Here is a 16685-nt window from a genome sequence, read left to right as displayed (position 1 = left end):
CGCGCCCGCAGGCGCGCTTCGCCGAATACCCACCGAACCCACAGCGCTAGGAGCTATTGATGGCCAAGACCGTCGCCGACGTGATGAAGCTGGTGAAGGAGAACGAAGTCAAGTTCGTCGACTTCCGCTTCACCGATACCCGTGGCAAGGAACAGCACGTGTCCGTGCCCGTTTCCCATTTCGACGAAGACAAGTTCACGTCGGGCCACGCCTTCGACGGTTCGTCGATTGCCGGCTGGAAGGGCATCGAGGCTTCGGACATGCTGCTGATGCCGGATCCGAACACCGCCAACGTCGACCCCTTCTTCGAAGAGCCGACGCTGATCCTGACCTGCGACGTGATCGACCCGACCGACGGCAAGGCCTATGAGCGCGACCCGCGTTCGCTGGCCAAGCGCGCCGAGGCCTACCTGAAGTCCTCGGGCCTGGGCGACACCGCCTACTTCGGTCCGGAACCCGAATTCTTCATCTTTGACTCGGTGCGCTGGGGCAACGACATGTCCGGCTCGTTCTTCAAGATCGACTCGGAAGAGGCGGCCTGGAACACCGGCAAGGACTACGAGCACGGCAACAGCGGCTACCGTCCCACCGTCAAGGGCGGCTACTTCCCGGTGCCCCCGGTCGACAGCGGCCAGGACATGCGCTCGGAGATGTGCCTGATCCTGGAACAGATGGGCATCCCGGTCGAGGTGCACCACCACGAGGTCGCCAACGCCGGCCAGATGGAAATCGGCACCAAGTTCAGCTCGCTGGTCCAGCGCGCCGACTGGCTGCAGCTGCAGAAGTACATCATTCAGAACGTCGCCCACGCCTATGGCAAGACCGCGACCTTCATGCCCAAGCCCATCGTCGGCGACAACGGCAGCGGCATGCACGTGCACCAGTCGATCTGGAAGGACGGCAAGAACCTGTTCGCCGGTGACGGCTATGCCGGCCTGAGCGAATTCGCGCTGTACTACATCGGCGGCATCATCAAGCATGCCCGCGCGCTGAACGCGATCACCAACCCCGGCACGAACTCGTACAAGCGCCTGGTTCCTGGTTTCGAAGCCCCGGTCAAGCTGGCCTACTCGGCCAAGAACCGCTCGGCCTCGATCCGCATCCCGTACGTGGCCAACCCCAAGGGCCGCCGCATCGAGGCGCGCTTCCCGGATCCCTCGGCCAACCCGTATCTGTGCTTCGCCGCCCTAATGATGGCCGGCCTGGACGGCGTCGAGAACAAGATCCACCCGGGCGAAGCCGCCACCAAGGACCTGTACCACCTGCCGCCGGAAGAAGACGCGAAGATCCCGACCGTCTGCCACAGCCTGGACCAGGCGCTGGACTACCTGGACAAGGGCCGCTCGTTCCTGACCAAGGGCGGCGTGTTCACCGACAGCTTCATCGATGCCTACATCGACCTGAAGATGCAGGAAGTGACCCGCTTCCGCATGGCCACGCACCCGGTCGAGTTCGACATGTACTACAGCCTGTGATCACTGGCTGATACAGAAGAGGGGACGGTCTTGACCGTCCCTTTTACATTCATGCCCCACAATCCCGCCCATGAGCTTCTACCCGCAAGCTGCCCGGCACCTGCTGCCGGCTCTGCTGCTGACCCTGGCCGGGTCGGCGTCCGCTCAGGGCGTGGTCTACCGCTGCCCCGGTCCGCCGGTGCTCTACACCGACGCGCTGACCGCCAAGGAGGCGCAGGAGAAGGGCTGCCGGACCATCGAAGGCACGCCCATCACCGTGCTGACGCCGGCACGCCGGCCGACGCCTGCGGCCAGCGGCGCCCAGCCGACCACACCGCCGGGTGCCCGGCCGCCCGAAGGCCGCGTCGAGGCACCGCAACAGCGCAACCGCGACAACGAGCGCCGCGCCGTGCTGCAGACCGAACTGCGCGAAGCCGAGTCCCGCCTGTCGGCCACCAAGGCCGAGTACAACAACGGCACGCCCGAGCGGCGCGGCGACGAGCGCAACTACCAGAAGTACCTGGACCGCGTGGCCGAACTCAAGGCCAGCATCACGCGCCAGGAGAACGACATCGAGGCGCTCAGGCGCGAGATCGGCAAGCTGCCCTGATCGCCGGCCGGCGCCACCAGCCGGGAGCGCGCCATGATGAGTGACGAGGGGCGGAGCAGCTTGCCGCAGCAGTACGCCGGCCTGGACATCCTGGCCACCATGGTCGTGGTGGTGCAGCCCGACGGCCAATGCCTGTTCGCCAATGCCGCGTTCGAGAACGTGATGCGGCTGTCGCGCCGGGCGGTCATGCAGGGCAATCTCTACGACTGGCTGGTCGATGCGACCCGGCTGCGCGAAACCGTGCTGAGCGTCTCGCGCAACAACTATTCGAGCAGCCGCTTCGATGCGCTGCTGCGCCGCAATCCGCTGCACCAGCAGCGCAATGAGGAGCCGCTGCCGGTCCACGTGATCGTCAGCCAGGTCGAGGGCCAGCCCCAGGTCATGGTCGAGCTGCTGGAGAACGAGCAGCAGGCCCGCCAGGACCGCGAGGAGCGAACGCTGGACCAGGTCCAGGCCACCAAGGAGCTGGTGCGCAACCTGGCCCACGAGATCAAGAACCCGCTGGGCGGCATCCGCGGCGCGGCCCAGTTGCTGGCCATGGAGCTGCAGGGCACCGAGCTGTGGGACGAGCTGGCCGAATACACCCAGGTCATCGTGCACGAGGCCGACCGGCTGCAAAGCCTGGTGGACCGCCTGCTGGCGCCGCACCGGCGCGCCCAGGTAGTGGTGGACGTCAACATCCACGAGGTCTGCGAGCGGGTGCGGGCCCTGGTGCTGGCCGAGTTCCCGCGCGGCCTCGCCATCGTGCGCGACTACGACACCTCGCTGCCCGACTTCCGTGGCGACCGCGAGCAGCTGATCCAGGCCCTCCTGAACATCGTGCAGAACGCGGCCCAGGCGCTGCAGCCGCGCATCATGGCCGGCGACGCCCGTATCACCTTGCGTACGCGGGTCGCTCGCCAGGTCACCATAGGCAAGCAGCGCTGGCGCTTGGCATTGGAATTGCATGTGGAAGACAACGGTCCCGGCATCCCGGCCGAGATCCGCGATCGCATCTTCTTCCCGCTGGTGTCGGGCCGGGATGGCGGTTCGGGTCTGGGCCTCACGCTGGCGCAGACCATCGCCCAACAGCACCAGGGCATGATCGACTGCGAGAGCGAGCCGGGCCGGACCGACTTCAGAATGACCTTGCCCTTGCCTTGAGAACCTGGAAGGCCTGATTCCTATGAAATCCATCTGGGTTGTTGACGACGACCACTCGATCCGCTTCGTGCTGGAGAAGGCACTGAGCCGCGAGGGTCTGCCGGTGCGCAGTTTCAGCAACACCCGCGAGATGCTGGCGGCGCTGGAGACCGACAGCCCGCAGGTGCTGGTCTCCGACATCCGCATGCCAGGCGGCTCCGGCCTCGAGCTGCTGAGCAAAGTGCGCGAGACGCATCCCAAGCTGCCGGTCATCATCATGACCGCCTACTCGGACCTGGACAGCGCGGTCTCCGCCTTCCAGGGCGGCGCCTTCGAATACCTGCCCAAGCCCTTCGACCTGCCGCGCGCCATCGAGCTGATACGCCGGGCCCAGGAAGAAAGCCTGCGCGAGGCCGTGGCCGACGAGCAGGCCGCGCAGCTGCCTGAGATGCTGGGCCAGGCGCCGGCCATGCAGGACGTGTTCCGCGCCATCGGCCGCCTGTCGCAAAGCCATGTGACCGTGCTGATCACCGGCGAATCGGGCTCGGGCAAGGAGCTGGTCGCCCGTGCGTTGCACAAGCACAGCCCGCGCTCAGAAGGCCCGTTCGTCGCGATCAACACGGCCGCGATTCCGAAGGACCTGCTGGAGAGCGAGCTGTTCGGCCATGAGCGCGGCGCCTTCACCGGCGCCCAGGCCACGCGGCGCGGCCGCTTCGAGCAGGCCGACGGCGGCACGCTGTTCCTGGATGAGATCGGCGACATGCCGCTGGACCTGCAAACCCGCTTGTTGCGCGTCCTGTCCGACGGCCAGTTCTATCGCGTCGGCGGTCACAGCCCGCTGCGCAGCAATGTGCGCGTGATCGCCGCCACCCACCAGAACCTGGAGGAGCGGGTGCGCCAGGGCGCGTTCCGCGAAGACCTGTTCCACCGGCTGAACGTGATACGCCTGCGTCTGCCGGCCCTGCGCGAACGGCGCGAGGACATCCCGGTGCTGGCCCGCTACTTCCTGCAGCGCAGTGCCACCGAGCTGGGCGTGGAGACCAAGCGTCTGTCCGACGCGGCGCTCTCCCGGCTGGAGAACTTCGACTTCCCGGGCAATGTGCGCCAGCTGGAAAACATCTGCCACTGGCTGAGCGTGATGGCGCCCAGCCAGATGGTCGAGGCCAAGGACCTGCCGCAGGAACTGCTGGGTCACGGCCCGGCCGGCAACAGCGCCTTGCCTTCGCCGGTCGAGGGCGCAATGCCCGCGATGGCTCAGCCTCAGACGATTGCCGGCGGGGTCGCCGGCGGGCCGGATGTCTGGATCACCGAGATGGCTCGCGAGGCTCGCCGCCTGCTGCTGGCCGGCGAGACGGACGTCTGGGACCAGCTGACCCGGCGCTTCGAGGCCAGCCTGATCCTGACGGCCCTGGACATCACCCGCGGCCGTCGCATCGAGGCGGCCCAGAAGCTGGGCATTGGCCGCAACACCATCACCCGCAAGATCCAGGAGCTGGACCTGGACGTCTAGCCGCCCGGCTTGTCCAGCTTGTCCAGCCAAACGCCCAGGCCCTGGGCGTTCAGCTCGATGTCGGTGGCCAGCAGTTCCAGCTGGCGCTCCGGCGTCAGCGCGCAGCCATGGGATTTCAGCTCGCTCAGGTAATGGGCTGACAGGCCGGCCTTGAGCCGTTCATGGCGCTGCGGGTCCGCCTTCAGTGCCAAGGCCAGCGCCACCATCACGTCGATCTGTGCCACCAGCGAGGCGGCCAGCCGTTCCACCTCGGCTACGCGGCTGTAGTGGGTCAGGTACATCTGCGTCGGGCCATAGCTCAGCATGCGTGCAATCGAGGCCTTCAGCGCCTCGGGCTCGAACTGCACCGGCGTGCTGGTCGGCAGCACCCAGGGGCCCTTGGCCGTATCGAACTCGCGGTAGGACAGGCCGAAGGTGTCGCCGGTGAACCAGCCGCGGCTGCGATCGTCCCAGATGCAGTGGTGGTGCTTGGCATGGCCGGGCGTGTCTATCAGCAGCAGCTCGCGACAGCCCAGGCGGATGCGCTGGCCGTCCGAGCTGCTGTCCACGCGCTCGGCCGGCACCGAGCGCAAAGTGCCGTAGCTGCGCTGCATCTCGGCTTCGCCATAGACCGCCAGCGCACCGAGATAGAGCGCCTTCGGGTCGATCATGTGGCGCGCACCGCGTGGGTGCACCAGCAAGCGCGCCTTGGGCAGCGACTGCATCAACAAGCCCACGCCACCGGCATGGTCCAGGTGCACATGGGTGGGGATCACCCAGTCCACCGCTTCCGGCAGCAGACCCAGTCCTTCCAGGGCCGCCAGGAGGCGCGGCACGGCGTGGTTGGTGCCGGTGTCTATGAAGGCGGCACGACCCTGGTCGACCACCAGATAAGCCGCGTCGAAATGCTCGCGCTGGAAGGCCGTGTCTATCGCGTAGATGCCCTGGCCCAGGTCCTGGACGAAGTCCTGCTGCTGCATGGTGAGATTGCTTTCTTAGAATCCGGCGCCATGGCCGTTCGAGAAATCCTGAAGATGGGCGACCCGCGCCTCCTGCGCGTGGCTCAGCCGGTGAAAGAGTTTGGCACGCCGCTGCTGCGCGAGCTGGTGGCCGACCTGTTCGACACCATGGCCGCCGCCAGGGGCGTGGGCCTGGCGGCGCCGCAGATCGGCGTGGACCTGCAGTTAGTGATCTTTGGCTTTCAGCGCAACGAGCGTTATCCGGATGCGCAGCCGGTGCCGCAGACCATCCTGCTCAACCCGGTGATCACGCCGCTGGGCGAGGAGCTGGAAGAGGGCTGGGAGGGCTGCCTCTCGGTGCCGGGGCTGCGAGGTGTCGTGGCCCGACCGAACCGCATCCGCTACACCGGCTTGGACCTGGAGGGCCAGGCGATCGAGCGCGAGGCGGAGGGGTTCCATGCCCGCGTGGTCCAGCATGAATGCGACCATCTCCAGGGTGTGCTCTATCCGATGCGGGTGCGCGATTTCAGCCGCTTCGGCTATACCTCGGTGCTGTTCCCGGACCTGGATCCGAACGCCGACGACTGAGCCGAAAGTAATCAGCGGTAACCCGGTCAGCCGATCTCCGGCCGACCGCGTTGAGGCCGAACTGACCGAGGAGCGCCCATGGACGCCTACAAGAACAGCAATCCCCCCCTGATCCGTTTCCTGCTGCTGGCCCTGACGGTCCTGCTGCTGGCCTTCAAGCCTGCCTGGGCCGACCCGCCGGGCCGCGTGGGCCGCGTGGCGGAGGTGGTCGGCGAGGCCTGGCTGTTCGATGCCGAGGACAAGGAATGGCAGAAGGTCGAGCGCAACCAGCCGATCACCGAGGGCGACCGTCTGCGCACCGACAACGGCGCCCGCATCAGCCTGCGCATTGGCTCGACCAGCATCTGGCTGGACGAACGGGCCGACCTGGAATTCAGCCGGCTGGATGACGAGGCCGTGGAGCTGCTGCTGGCCCGCGGCCAGTTGGCCCTGCGCCTTCGCTCGCGCGAGAACGTGGCCGAGACCCGTGTGATCACCCGCGAGGGCCGCTTCGCGTTCGAGCGCGAAGGCCTGTACCGGGTCGACCAGCTGGACCGCGGCAGCCGTGGCTACGCCTGGCTGGGCCAATTGCGCTTTGAACCCAAGGGTGAGGGCGCTTCGACCTGGATCAGTGGCGGCGAGCAGGCCGAGTTCTGGTGGGGCAATGGTCCGCGGGTGGAGCGCCAGCGCATTGATCGCGACTACTTCGGCGACTGGGCCGTGGCCCAGAGCGATGCCGAGGGCGACGGCCCGCCGGCCCGCTATGTGTCGGCCGAGATGACCGGCGCCGAGGACCTTGAGCGCCATGGCCGCTGGGAGCAGCACGACGAATACGGCGCGATCTGGTTCCCGCTGGTACTGGCGGTCGACTGGGCGCCTTACCGCCATGGTCGCTGGGCCTGGGTCAATCCCTGGGGCTGGACCTGGATAGACGACGCCCGCTGGGGCTTTGCACCGTTCCACTATGGCCGCTGGGTCCAGGTGCGAGGCCGCTGGTGCTGGGCGCCGGGCCGCTTCGTCCACCGCCCAGTGTTCGCGCCGGCCCTGGTGGCCTGGGTGGGCGGTGGCAATGTCTCGGTCGGTGTGCAGATCGGCGGTGGCCGCCACAGCCCGCCGCCGCGCTTCGGCTGGTTCCCGCTGGCACCGCGCGAGGCCTATGTGCCCAGCTACCGCCACAGCCCGACCTATGTGACCCGCGTGAACGTGGACATCGACGTGCGCGGCGGCGGCGGCGGGTCGCCCCGCTATCGCAATCGCGAAGTGGTGGGAGCCGTCAGCGTGCTGCCGAATGAGCAGCCGTGGCGTGGCCGTCCGCAGCCCTTCAAGCCCGATGGCGGCGCGGCGCTGACTGTGGTGCAAGCGCCGGTGCGCGGCGATGGCGGCCCGGGGCGAGGCAATCGTGTCGAGGTGCCGCAATGGGTGAACCAGCCCGGCAACCGTGAATCGCGCCGCAACGAACGCGATGCCGACCGCGACGGCTGGCGCGACCGAGGCAATCGCCAGGGTCAGCCGACCCCGGCGGTGACCATGCCTCAGGTTCAGCCGGGGCAGCCGGTCCAGTCGGTCCAGCCTGTGCAGACTCAACCGACCACCCCGCGCGACGACCCGCCGCGCTGGAACGGTGGCGAGCGCGGCAACCGTCCGCAGGAGCCGGGCAATGACGACCAGCGCCGCGGCTGGCGCCGTGGTGGCGCAGACGACCGCCGGGACGTCCCCACGCCCCAGGTCAATCCGGTGCCGACTCCGCAGGTCCAGCCTCAGCCCCAGGTTCAGCAACCCCAGGTGCAGCCGGTGCCGACCGTGACGCCGCCGCCCTTCGGCGGCTGGCGCCGCGATGACCGGCGCGAGGAGCGCCGCGAAGAGCAGCGCAGGGATGAGCGCCGCGAAGACCGCCGGGATGATCGGCGCGACGGTGGCCAGCGGCCTGCCATGCCCGAGGTCAAGCCCATGGCCCCCGTGCCCATGCCGCAGGTCCAGCCCATGCCGCGTCCGCAGCCGGAAGCCACGCCGCAACCCCGCAAGCGCGAGGACGAGGGTCGCAATCCTCCGCGTGGCAAGCCCGGTCAGGGCGACAAGACAGAGCGCTAGCTCAGAGCAAGGGCTTCAAGGCTGGCCAGACGTTGTCCAGCATCAGCGGATGGGCCTTGGCCAGCGGATGGATGCGATCGGCCTGGAACCAGGCCTCGGCATCGGGCCGGTCCGCCACGCCCTTTAGCAGGAAGGGCGCGAGGCCGGCCTTCTCGTCCTTGGCCACCTGGGCGAACAGCTCGGCGAAGTCCCTGGCATAGGCCGCGCCATAGTTGGGAGGCATCTGCATGCCCACCAGCAGGACCTTGGCGCCGGCCGCCTTGGCCGCCTGGCTCATGGCGCGCAGATTGTCCCGGCTCATGCTTAGCGGCAGGCCGCGCAACGCGTCGTTGCCACCCAGCTCGATCACCAGCAGGGTCGGCTTGTGCTGCTTCAGCAGGGCCGGCAGGCGCGAGCGGCCGCCCGAGGTGGTGTCGCCGCTGATGCTCGCGTTGGTCACCTGCGCGGAGATCTTCTGTTGAGCCAGGCGCCGTTCCAGCAGGGCCACCCAGCCGCTGCCGCGGGCCAGGCCGTATTCGGCCGAGAGGCTGTCGCCCAGCACCACGATGCGGCGCGCCGGTTCGGCCGCCATGGCTTGAGGCAGCAGGGCCGCCATCAGGCTAAAGTGCGCGAGCCATTCCCGCCGTCCCATTCTTCGTCGCATTGCCTGCGCTCCCTCATCCATGTCCGAATTCATCATCGAGGTCGACCATGTCCGCAAATCGGTGGTCGACGCCACCGGCGAGCTGACGATTCTGCATGACATCAGCTTCCGCCTGGAGCCGCGCGAGTCGGTCGCCATCGTCGGCGCTTCGGGCTCGGGCAAGAGCACCCTGCTGGCCATCCTGGCGGGCCTGGACAAGCCCACCAGCGGCACGGTCAAGCTGCGCGGCCAGGACATGTTCGTGCTCAGCGAAGACGATCGCGCCGCGCTGCGTGCGCAGGAGCTGGGCTTCGTGTTCCAGAGCTTCCAGCTGCTGGCCAATCTGAATGCGCTGGAGAACGTGATGCTGCCGCTGGAATTGCGCGGCCTCCGCGACGCGCGCGCCCAGGCCCAGGCCATGTTGGAGCGGGTCGGTCTGGGCCAGCGCCTGGGCCACTATCCGCGCGTACTTTCGGGCGGCGAGCAGCAGCGGGTGGCCCTGGCCCGCGCCTTCGTGCAGAAGCCGGCCCTGCTGCTGGCCGACGAACCCACCGGCAGCCTCGACTACGCCACCGGCGCCGCCGTGATGGACCTGATGTTCGAGATGAACCGCGAGGCCGGCACTACCCTGGTCCTGGTCACCCACGACCGCCAGATCGCCGAGCGCTGCGAGCGCCAGTTGCGCATCGAGGCGGGCCGGCTGGTGCAGTCGCCACTGGCCCATGCTCCTGCATAAACGAAAAAAGACCCGCCGCTAGGCTGGGTCTTCTTGTGGCGGAGTCCGAGGATCCGGCTTTGCCGGTCCTACGGACTTGCCCCCTTGAGGGGGAGGCGCACAGCGCCTCCGGGGGTGGTCCGTTTACTTGCTGAACTTGTAGTCGGTCTTGGCCTTGGTCTTCAGCTCGTTCTGGAAGGCGGCCGTCTTGGCCTGCTCCAGACGCTGCTTGACCTGGGCCTTGACGTCGTCGAAGGCCGGGAAGGTGGCTTCGCGGGTGTCTTCCAGGCGGATCACGTGGAAACCGAACTGGGTCTTGACCGGGGTGTCGGTCATCTCGCCCTTCTTCAGCAGCTTGATGGCCTGAGCGAACTCGGGCACGTAGCCGTTCGGGTTGGCGAAGTCCAGGTCGCCGCCGTTGGCCGCCGAGCCGGGGTCCTTGCTGTTCTTGGTGGCCAGGTCTTCGAACTTGGCGCCGCCCTTGATCTGCGAGATCAGGGCCTTGGCGTCTTCTTCCTTCTCGACCAGGATGTGGCGGGCGCGGTACTCGAGGCCGGCGTTGGCGGCCTTGTACTTGTCGTACTCGGCTTGCGCCTCGGCGTCGGTCACCGGGTTCTTCTTCTTGAAGTCCTCGAACAGGGCGCGGATCAGGATGGACTGGCGGGCCAGTTCCATCTGGTCCTTGTACTGGGCGGTGGCCGGGATGGCGCGCTTCTCGGCTTCCTGGATGAAGATGGCGCGCAGCACCACTTCGTCCTTCACCTGGGCTTCCAGCTCCGGCGTGACCGGCTGGCCGTTGGCCGTGACTTGGCGGATCAGCAGATCGGCATTGGTCTTGGGCACGGGCTTGCCGTTGACGGTGGCGATGTTTTGCGCGCTGGCCGACACGGGCACGAGCGCAGCGGTCAGAGCCGCAACGGCGGCGGCATGCACAAACTTCTTCATGGGGATCTGGATCTCTAGGATAAAAAAAGGCGCCGCAAGATACGGCGCTTCGCTTGGGATGGCCGATTCGACGCGAATCTCAGGGTTCTCCCGGGGCTCTGGCCTGGATGGCCAGCGCATGGATGCCCTGCTGCATCAAATCGCCGAGGGAATGATATACGAGGCGGTGCCGAGCCACTTTGTTAAGGCCCGTAAAGCTGGGGCTGACGATGTCCACGCTGTAGTGGCCACCTTCGCGCGCACCGGCATGGCCGGCATGCTGGGCGCTGTCGTCCTGCAGCCGAAGTTCGGTGGGCGAGAGCGCTTCGCGCAGTCGGCGTTCGATCTCGGCGAGGCCGGCCTTGGGCGTCGTGTCGCTCATGGCTTTGGCTCCTCGGCGGCCGGCTCTTCGTCGGGCAGGTGGCGGGCCAGATAGAAGCCCTGTCCCAGTACGAAGACGATCATCAGACCAATCGTGCCGAAGGCCTTGAAGCTGGCCCAGGTCGAGGTGGAGAAGTTGAAGGCCACCCAGAGGTTCAGCACACCCATGAAGGCGAAGAAGCCGGCCCAGGCCCAGTTCAGCCGCAGCCAGTTCTGCTCGGGCAGGTGGATGGTCTCCTTGAGCGAGACCTTGATCAGGTTCTTGCCGAACAAGGCCTGGCTGCCCCAGAAGGTGAGGGCCATGGCCCAGTAGACGCCGGTGGGCTTCCACTTGATGAAGGTCTCGTTGTGGAACCAGACGGTCAGGCCGCCCAGCACCGTCACCAGGGCCATGCTGATCCACAGCATCAGGTCGATCTTGCGGCCCAGCAGCCGGGTGATCAGGGCCTGGGCCAGCGTGGCCGTGATCACCACCAGCGTGGCCAGCAGCACCGGGGCTTCCTCGGGGCCGACCTGGCCGCCCGAGACCAGGAAGGCGAAATGCTGGGTCGCAAAGGCTGCGGCCGCCGCCTTGTGCCCCTCGGCGATCTTGAAGGTCGTGAAGAAGAGGATCAGCGGCAGGAAGTCGAGCAACAGCTTCATCAACAGGGACTCAGGGCTTGGGGTCGGGGGCGGGCGGCGCGAAGTCTATCGCGGCCGAATTGATGCAGAAGCGCTCGCCGGTCGGCGCCGGGCCGTCGGGGAACACATGGCCCAGGTGCGAGCCGCACTGGTTGCAGCGAACTTCAACTCGCACCATGCCGTGGCTGCGGTCGACCACGCGCTCGATCACCTCGGCATTGACCGGCGCGAAGTAGCTGGGCCAGCCGCAGCCGGCGTCGAACTTGGTGTCGGCCTCGAACAGCTTGATGCCGCAGCCCACGCAGTTGTACTGGCCGGCCTGCCAGTGGTCCCAGTACTTGCCGGTGAAGGCACGCTCGGTGGCGGCATGGCGGGCCACCTGGTATTGCATGGCGTCGAGTTGCTCGCGCCACTCGGCATCGGTCTTCTGGACGGGGTAGGTCTTGGGAGAGCTCATGATGAACAGGACACCTCGAGTTGGGCAGCCCAGTCGGGCGGAAGTGCGGCGTCGGACGCCAGCACCGGTTCGTCGTAGGGCCGCTCAAGAACTTTCAGCAGCCGCTCGATCTCGCCGAAATCCCCTTCGCTGGCGCTGCGGATCGCGCCCTCGGCCAAGTGGTTGCGCAGCACCACGGCCGGATTGACCCGGTTCATCCTCGCACCCCGTTCTGCATCCAGGCTGGCTTCGGCCAGCAGCCGCTCGCGGTAGCGTCGGGCCCAGGCGTCGAAGGCCTCACGGTCCAGGAACAGGTCGCGGATCGCGGCGTTCTCGGCCTCGACCTGGCTGTCGAACCGGGCCAGGTGGCGCCAGGCAATCGTGAAGTCGGTGCGGCCCGCGGCCAGCAGCTTGAGCCAGTCGTCGGCCAGCTCGCGGTCCTGCGGCAGCTCGGCCAGCAGGCCCAGCTTGGCGCGCAGGCGGCCCAGCATCTCGCGGGGGAAGGCCTCGCGGTAGCTCTCCAGTGCGGCCAGCAGAGGCTCGGAGGCTTTCTCCGGCTCGCCCGGCACCAGCGGGATCAGGGCTTGCGCCAGCGCATGCAGGTTCCAGAACGCCACATTGGGCTGACGGGCATAGGCATAGCGGCCCTGGTGGTCGCTGTGGTTGCAGATGTGGCCGGGGTCGAAGCCGTCCATGAAGCCGAAGGGACCGTAGTCCAGCGTCAGGCCCAGGAGCGACATGTTGTCGGTATTCATCACCCCATGCATGAAGCCGACGGCCTGCCAGTCGGCCATCAACGAGGCGGTCTGGCGGCTTACTTTTTCCAGCAGAGCGGCAGCGGGCACCTCGGCCTCGCGGCATTCCGGCGCATGGCGGTCCAGCACATGCTCGAACAGCTGCGCCAGCTGCGGCAGCAGGTCATGGTGGGCGAAATGCTCGAAGTGGCCGAAGCGCAGGAAGCTGGGCGCTACGCGGGTGACGATGGCGGCGGTCTCGATCTCCTCCCGACGCACCCTCAAGGGGCTGCCTGTGATGCACAGCGCACGGGTGGTGGGAATGGCGAGTGCGGCCATGGCCTCGGAGCAGAGGAATTCGCGGATCGAGCTGCGCAGCACGGCGCGGCCGTCGCCCATGCGGGAGTAGGGCGTGCGGCCCGCGCCCTTGAGCTGCAGTTCGTAGCGCTGGCCCTGGTGCTCGATCTCGCCCACATGCAGGGCCCGGCCGTCGCCGAGCTGGCCGGCCCAGACGCCGAACTGGTGGCCACTGTAGACGCTGGCCCAGCCGCTCTCGCCGCCGTTGCCACTGAGCAGTTCCAGGGCCTGGGGCGTGCGCCAGTCAGAGCCCAGGCCCAGCCGTTGCGCGCAGGCTTCGCTGTGCGCGACCCAATGCGGTGCAGGTGCCGGTTCGGGCGGCAACTCGGTGAGGAATTCGGGGCCCAGACGGCTGAAGCCGAGGGGGCTGCGGGACAGCGTCAGCCCAGGGAAAACGTGCATGGCCTCAGTGTAACGAGGGTGACTTTGTGCGGTTTTTCGCAGGGTTAACATGGCCCGAAACCGGCCGCCTGCAGGCGCTGGGTCAACACACAAGAACACCAGGAGACTGCCATGGCGCTGATGGGCCAGATGATGTCCATGCCGCTGATGATCTCGTCGCTGATTCAGCATGCCGCGCGGCATTCGGGCGAGACCGAGATCGTCAGCAAGCGGGTCGAGGGCGACCTGCATCGCTACACCTGGAAGGACGCCGAGCTGCGCTCGCGCAAGCTGGCCCAGGCCTTTGCGCGCCTGGGCTGCCGCGCCGGTGACCGGATCGCCACGCTGGCCTGGAACGGCTACCGCCACCTGGAGATCTACTACGGCAGCTCGGGCTCGCAGCTGGTGTGCCACACGATCAATCCGCGCCTGTTCCCCGAGCAGATCACCTGGATCGCCAACGATGCGCAGGACTCGGTGCTGTGCTTCGACCTGAACTTCCTGCCCTTGATCGAAAAGCTGGCGCCGCTGCTGCCGACGATCAAGCACTACGTCCTGATGTGCGGCCGTTCGCACATGCCGGCGCAAAGCTCGATCCCGAACCTGCTTTGCTACGAGGAGCTGGTCGAGGCCGAGGACGGCAACTACGCCTGGCCGGTGTTCGACGAGAACACCGCCTCCTGCATCTGCTACACCTCGGGCACCACGGGCAATCCCAAGGGCGCGGTCTACAGCCACCGCTCGACCATCCTGCATGCCTATGCCTCGGCCATGCCCGATGCGATGGACTGCTCGGCCAAGGACGTGATCCTGCCGGTCGTGCCCATGTTCCACGTCAATGCCTGGGGCATTCCGTACAGCTCGGCCATCGTCGGCGCCAAGCTGGTGTTCCCCGGGCCGCACCTGGACGGCAAGTCGCTGTACGAGCTGTTCGAGGGCGAGAAGGTCACGTTCAGTGCCGGCGTGCCCACGGTCTGGCTGGGACTGATCAACTACGTCAAGGGCAACGGCCTGAAGTTCTCGACCTTCAAGCGCACCGTGATCGGTGGCTCGGCCTGCCCGCCGGCCATGCTGGCCACGCTGATGGACGACTTCGGCATCGAGGTGATCCATGCCTGGGGCATGACCGAGCTGTCGCCGCTGGGCACGCTTTCCAAGCTGACCAGCAAGCAGCTGGCCCTGCCGCAGGAGCAGCAGCGCCGGATCCTTGAGAAGCAGGGCAAGGTGATTTACGGCATCGACATGGCGGTGATCGACGACGAGGGCGCGCCCCAGCCCTGGGACGGCGCCTCGTCCGGCAACCTGGTGGTGCGCGGCCACTGGGTGATAGACCAGTATTTCGGCGGCAGGGTCTCGCCGCTGGTCGATGTGCAGGGCGCGGGTTCCTGGTTCCCCACCGGCGACGTGGCCACCATCGACGCCGACGGCTTCATGCAGATCACCGACCGCAGCAAGGACGTGATCAAGAGCGGCGGCGAGTGGATCAGCTCCATCGACCTCGAGAACATCGCCATGGCCCATCCGGCCGTGCACGAGGCGGCGGCCATCGCGTCGCGGCATCCCAAGTGGGACGAGCGGCCGCTGCTGGTCGTGGTCAGGAAGCCCGATGCCGAACTGACCCGCGAGGAGATGCTGGCTTTCTACGAGGGCCGCATCGCCAAGTGGCAGATCCCGGACGACGTGGTCTTCGTGGCGGAGATCCCGCACACGGCCACCGGCAAGATCCAGAAGCTCAAGCTGAGAGAGCAGTTCAAGGACCACCGGTTGCCCGGGGCCTGAGATTCGCCTGTTTTCGGGGTAGTCCCCAGGGCCTCAGCGGCCCGCAAGCCGCTACTGTGCCCGCGCAGGCCTAGTTCACTGTCTTTAGACCTTGCAAACCAAAGGAGACAACGATGTACAGCAGCAAGCGCTCCCTGACGATGACCGCCGCGGCGGTGGCCCTCGCCTTGACCGCCGTGTCGGCCCAGGCCCAGAAGGGCGAGACGGTCAAGATTGCCTTCATCGACCCGCTCTCGGGTCTGCTCGGTCCGGTCGGCCAGAACCAGGTCAAGACCTTCCAGTTCCTGATCGAGAAGTACAACAAGAGCAACCCGGCCGGCGTGAAGTTCGAGCTGGTGCCCTTTGACAACAAGCTGAGCCCGGCTGACACGCTGACCGCCTTCAAGGCCGCCACCGACCAGGGCATCCGCTACGTGACCCAGGGTGACAGCTCGGGCGTGGCCGCCGCGCTGCTGGACGCCGTGATCAAGCACAACGAGCGCAATCCGGGCAAGGAAGTGGTCTATCTGAACCACTCGGCCGTGGACCCCGACCTCACCAACAGCAAGTGCAATTACTGGCACTTCCGCTTCGACGCCGACACCTCGATGAAGATGGAGGCGATCACCACCTACATGAAGGACCTGCCGGAGATCAAGAAGGTCTTCCTGCTGAACCAGAACTACGCCCACGGCCACCAGGTCGCCAAGTACGCCAAGGAACTGATGGGCCGCAAGCGTCCGGACATCCAGGTGGTCGGCGAGGAACTGCACCCGATTGCCCAGGTGCGCGACTTCGCCCCCTATGTGGCCAAGATCAAGGCCAGCGGCGCCGACACGGTGATCACCGGCAACTGGGGTTCCGACCTGGCCCTCTTGATCAAGGCGGCCAACGAGGCCGGCTACAACGGCAAGTTCATCACCTACTACACCAGCACCACGGGCACGCCCACGGCCATTGGCGCGGCCGGTGCCGGCCGCATCTACCAGGTGTCCTACAGCCACTACAACATGGGTGGCCAGACCCAGGCCTGGGCCGAGGAGTACAAGGCCAAGTTCAAGGATGACCTGTACACCAACAGCATCAACCACATCCTGAACTACCTGAGCGCCTCCATGGCCAAGGCCAAGTCGACCGACCCGGTCAAGGTGGCGGCGGCGCTGGAAGGCCTGACGGTCAACAGCTTCAACGGCGAAGTGACCATGCGCAAGACCGACCATCAGCTGCAGCAGCCGCTGTACATGACGGTGTGGGAGAAGACCAGCGCCAAGTACTCGTACAGCCCGGAGAACACCGGCTTCACGCTGGCCCCGGTCAAGACCTACGAGTCCTACGTCTCGAGCACGCCGACCTCGTGCCAGATGAAGCGGCCGGGATAAGGACCACCCCCGTTGCCGCTGACGCGGCTCCCCCTCAAGGGGGCGCACCCGGTGGCCTGGCAAAGCCAGTTCCACGGGTGCCACTTGA

At 67.0% G+C, this 16685-nt stretch carries 16 protein-coding genes; 9 read left to right on the top strand and 7 right to left on the bottom strand.

All coding sequences use genetic code 11. The features are described from left to right. The first annotated feature begins 59 nt into the window (after positions 1 to 59). From glnA to ntrC, 4 genes are all read left to right on the top strand, one after another. The gene (glnA, locus tag QT382_RS08355; RefSeq protein WP_289253575.1) at positions 60 to 1475 is read left to right on the top strand and encodes a type I glutamate--ammonia ligase; all 1416 of its coding nucleotides are present in this window, start codon (positions 60 to 62) and stop codon (positions 1473 to 1475) included. A gap of 70 nt (positions 1476 to 1545) precedes the next feature. Then, complete coding sequence (locus tag QT382_RS08350; RefSeq protein WP_289253574.1) at positions 1546 to 2064, top strand: hypothetical protein; 519 nt, start codon at positions 1546 to 1548, stop codon at positions 2062 to 2064. Between the two features lie 33 nt (positions 2065 to 2097). Then, positions 2098 to 3207: a nitrogen regulation protein NR(II) gene (gene glnL, locus QT382_RS08345; protein ID WP_289253573.1), complete on the top strand. Its 1110-nt coding sequence runs from the start codon at positions 2098 to 2100 to the stop codon at positions 3205 to 3207. Between the two features lie 22 nt (positions 3208 to 3229). Next, positions 3230 to 4696, top strand: a complete 1467-nt coding sequence (gene ntrC / locus QT382_RS08340) for a nitrogen regulation protein NR(I) (RefSeq protein WP_289253572.1) — start codon at positions 3230 to 3232, stop codon at positions 4694 to 4696. On the opposite strand, the gene QT382_RS08335 is transcribed toward ntrC, so the two are convergent. After that, the gene (locus tag QT382_RS08335; RefSeq protein ID WP_289253571.1) at positions 4693 to 5655 is read right to left on the bottom strand and encodes an MBL fold metallo-hydrolase; all 963 of its coding nucleotides are present in this window, start codon (positions 5653 to 5655) and stop codon (positions 4693 to 4695) included. The two genes, ntrC and QT382_RS08335, sit on opposite strands and share 4 nt — an antisense overlap. 30 nt (positions 5656 to 5685) lie before the next feature. Here QT382_RS08335 and def point away from each other — a divergent pair, with 30 nt between their 5' ends. Together def and QT382_RS08325 are read left to right on the top strand one after the other, a co-directional pair. Then, on the top strand, positions 5686 to 6222 hold the full coding sequence (gene def / locus QT382_RS08330) for a peptide deformylase (protein ID WP_289253570.1): 537 nt from the start codon (positions 5686 to 5688) through the stop codon (positions 6220 to 6222). A 78-nt stretch (positions 6223 to 6300) separates the two neighbouring features. Then, positions 6301 to 8289: a DUF6600 domain-containing protein gene (locus QT382_RS08325; protein ID WP_289253569.1), complete on the top strand. Its 1989-nt coding sequence runs from the start codon at positions 6301 to 6303 to the stop codon at positions 8287 to 8289. Position 8290: 1 nt separating this feature from the next. On the opposite strand, the gene QT382_RS08320 is transcribed toward QT382_RS08325, so the two are convergent. After that, entirely contained in the window at positions 8291 to 8920 is a 630-nt protein-coding gene (locus tag QT382_RS08320) for an arylesterase (RefSeq protein ID WP_502929883.1), read from the bottom strand. A 31-nt stretch (positions 8921 to 8951) separates the two neighbouring features. Between QT382_RS08320 and QT382_RS08315 the strand changes: the two genes are divergently transcribed. Then, the gene (locus QT382_RS08315; RefSeq protein WP_289253567.1) at positions 8952 to 9647 is read left to right on the top strand and encodes an ABC transporter ATP-binding protein; all 696 of its coding nucleotides are present in this window, start codon (positions 8952 to 8954) and stop codon (positions 9645 to 9647) included. A 123-nt stretch (positions 9648 to 9770) separates the two neighbouring features. On the opposite strand, the gene QT382_RS08310 is transcribed toward QT382_RS08315, so the two are convergent. The 5 genes from QT382_RS08310 to QT382_RS08290 all read right to left on the bottom strand — a co-directional run bounded on the left by QT382_RS08310 (position 9771) and on the right by QT382_RS08290 (position 13481). After that, positions 9771 to 10571, bottom strand: coding sequence for a peptidylprolyl isomerase (locus QT382_RS08310; RefSeq protein WP_289253566.1), 801 nt, complete (start codon positions 10569 to 10571; stop codon positions 9771 to 9773). Between the two features lie 79 nt (positions 10572 to 10650). Next, the gene (locus tag QT382_RS08305) at positions 10651 to 10932 is read right to left on the bottom strand and encodes a BolA family protein (RefSeq protein WP_289253565.1); all 282 of its coding nucleotides are present in this window, start codon (positions 10930 to 10932) and stop codon (positions 10651 to 10653) included. Then, positions 10929 to 11573, bottom strand: a complete 645-nt coding sequence (locus QT382_RS08300; protein WP_289253564.1) for a septation protein A — start codon at positions 11571 to 11573, stop codon at positions 10929 to 10931. Before QT382_RS08300 ends, QT382_RS08305 begins: the two co-directional genes overlap by 4 nt. A 10-nt stretch (positions 11574 to 11583) precedes the next feature. Next, positions 11584 to 12009: a peptide-methionine (R)-S-oxide reductase MsrB gene (gene msrB / locus QT382_RS08295; protein WP_289253563.1), complete on the bottom strand. Its 426-nt coding sequence runs from the start codon at positions 12007 to 12009 to the stop codon at positions 11584 to 11586. Beyond that, positions 12006 to 13481: a protein adenylyltransferase SelO gene (locus tag QT382_RS08290; RefSeq protein ID WP_289253562.1), complete on the bottom strand. Its 1476-nt coding sequence runs from the start codon at positions 13479 to 13481 to the stop codon at positions 12006 to 12008. Before QT382_RS08290 ends, msrB begins: the two co-directional genes overlap by 4 nt. A 111-nt stretch (positions 13482 to 13592) precedes the next feature. Here QT382_RS08290 and QT382_RS08285 point away from each other — a divergent pair, with 111 nt between their 5' ends. Further along, a complete protein-coding gene (locus QT382_RS08285) occupies positions 13593 to 15239 on the top strand; it encodes a 3-(methylthio)propionyl-CoA ligase (RefSeq protein ID WP_289253561.1) in 1647 nt (548 codons plus the stop codon). Positions 15240 to 15352: 113 nt separating this feature from the next. Continuing rightward, positions 15353 to 16597, top strand: a complete 1245-nt coding sequence (locus tag QT382_RS08280) for a branched-chain amino acid ABC transporter substrate-binding protein (RefSeq protein ID WP_289253560.1) — start codon at positions 15353 to 15355, stop codon at positions 16595 to 16597. Positions 16598 to 16685 lie beyond the last annotated feature (88 nt).

This window comes from Pelomonas sp. SE-A7, assembly GCF_030345705.1.
GTDB lineage: Bacteria > Pseudomonadota > Gammaproteobacteria > Burkholderiales > Burkholderiaceae_C > JAUASW01.
This window is presented reverse-complemented; position numbering and strand designations above follow the sequence as displayed.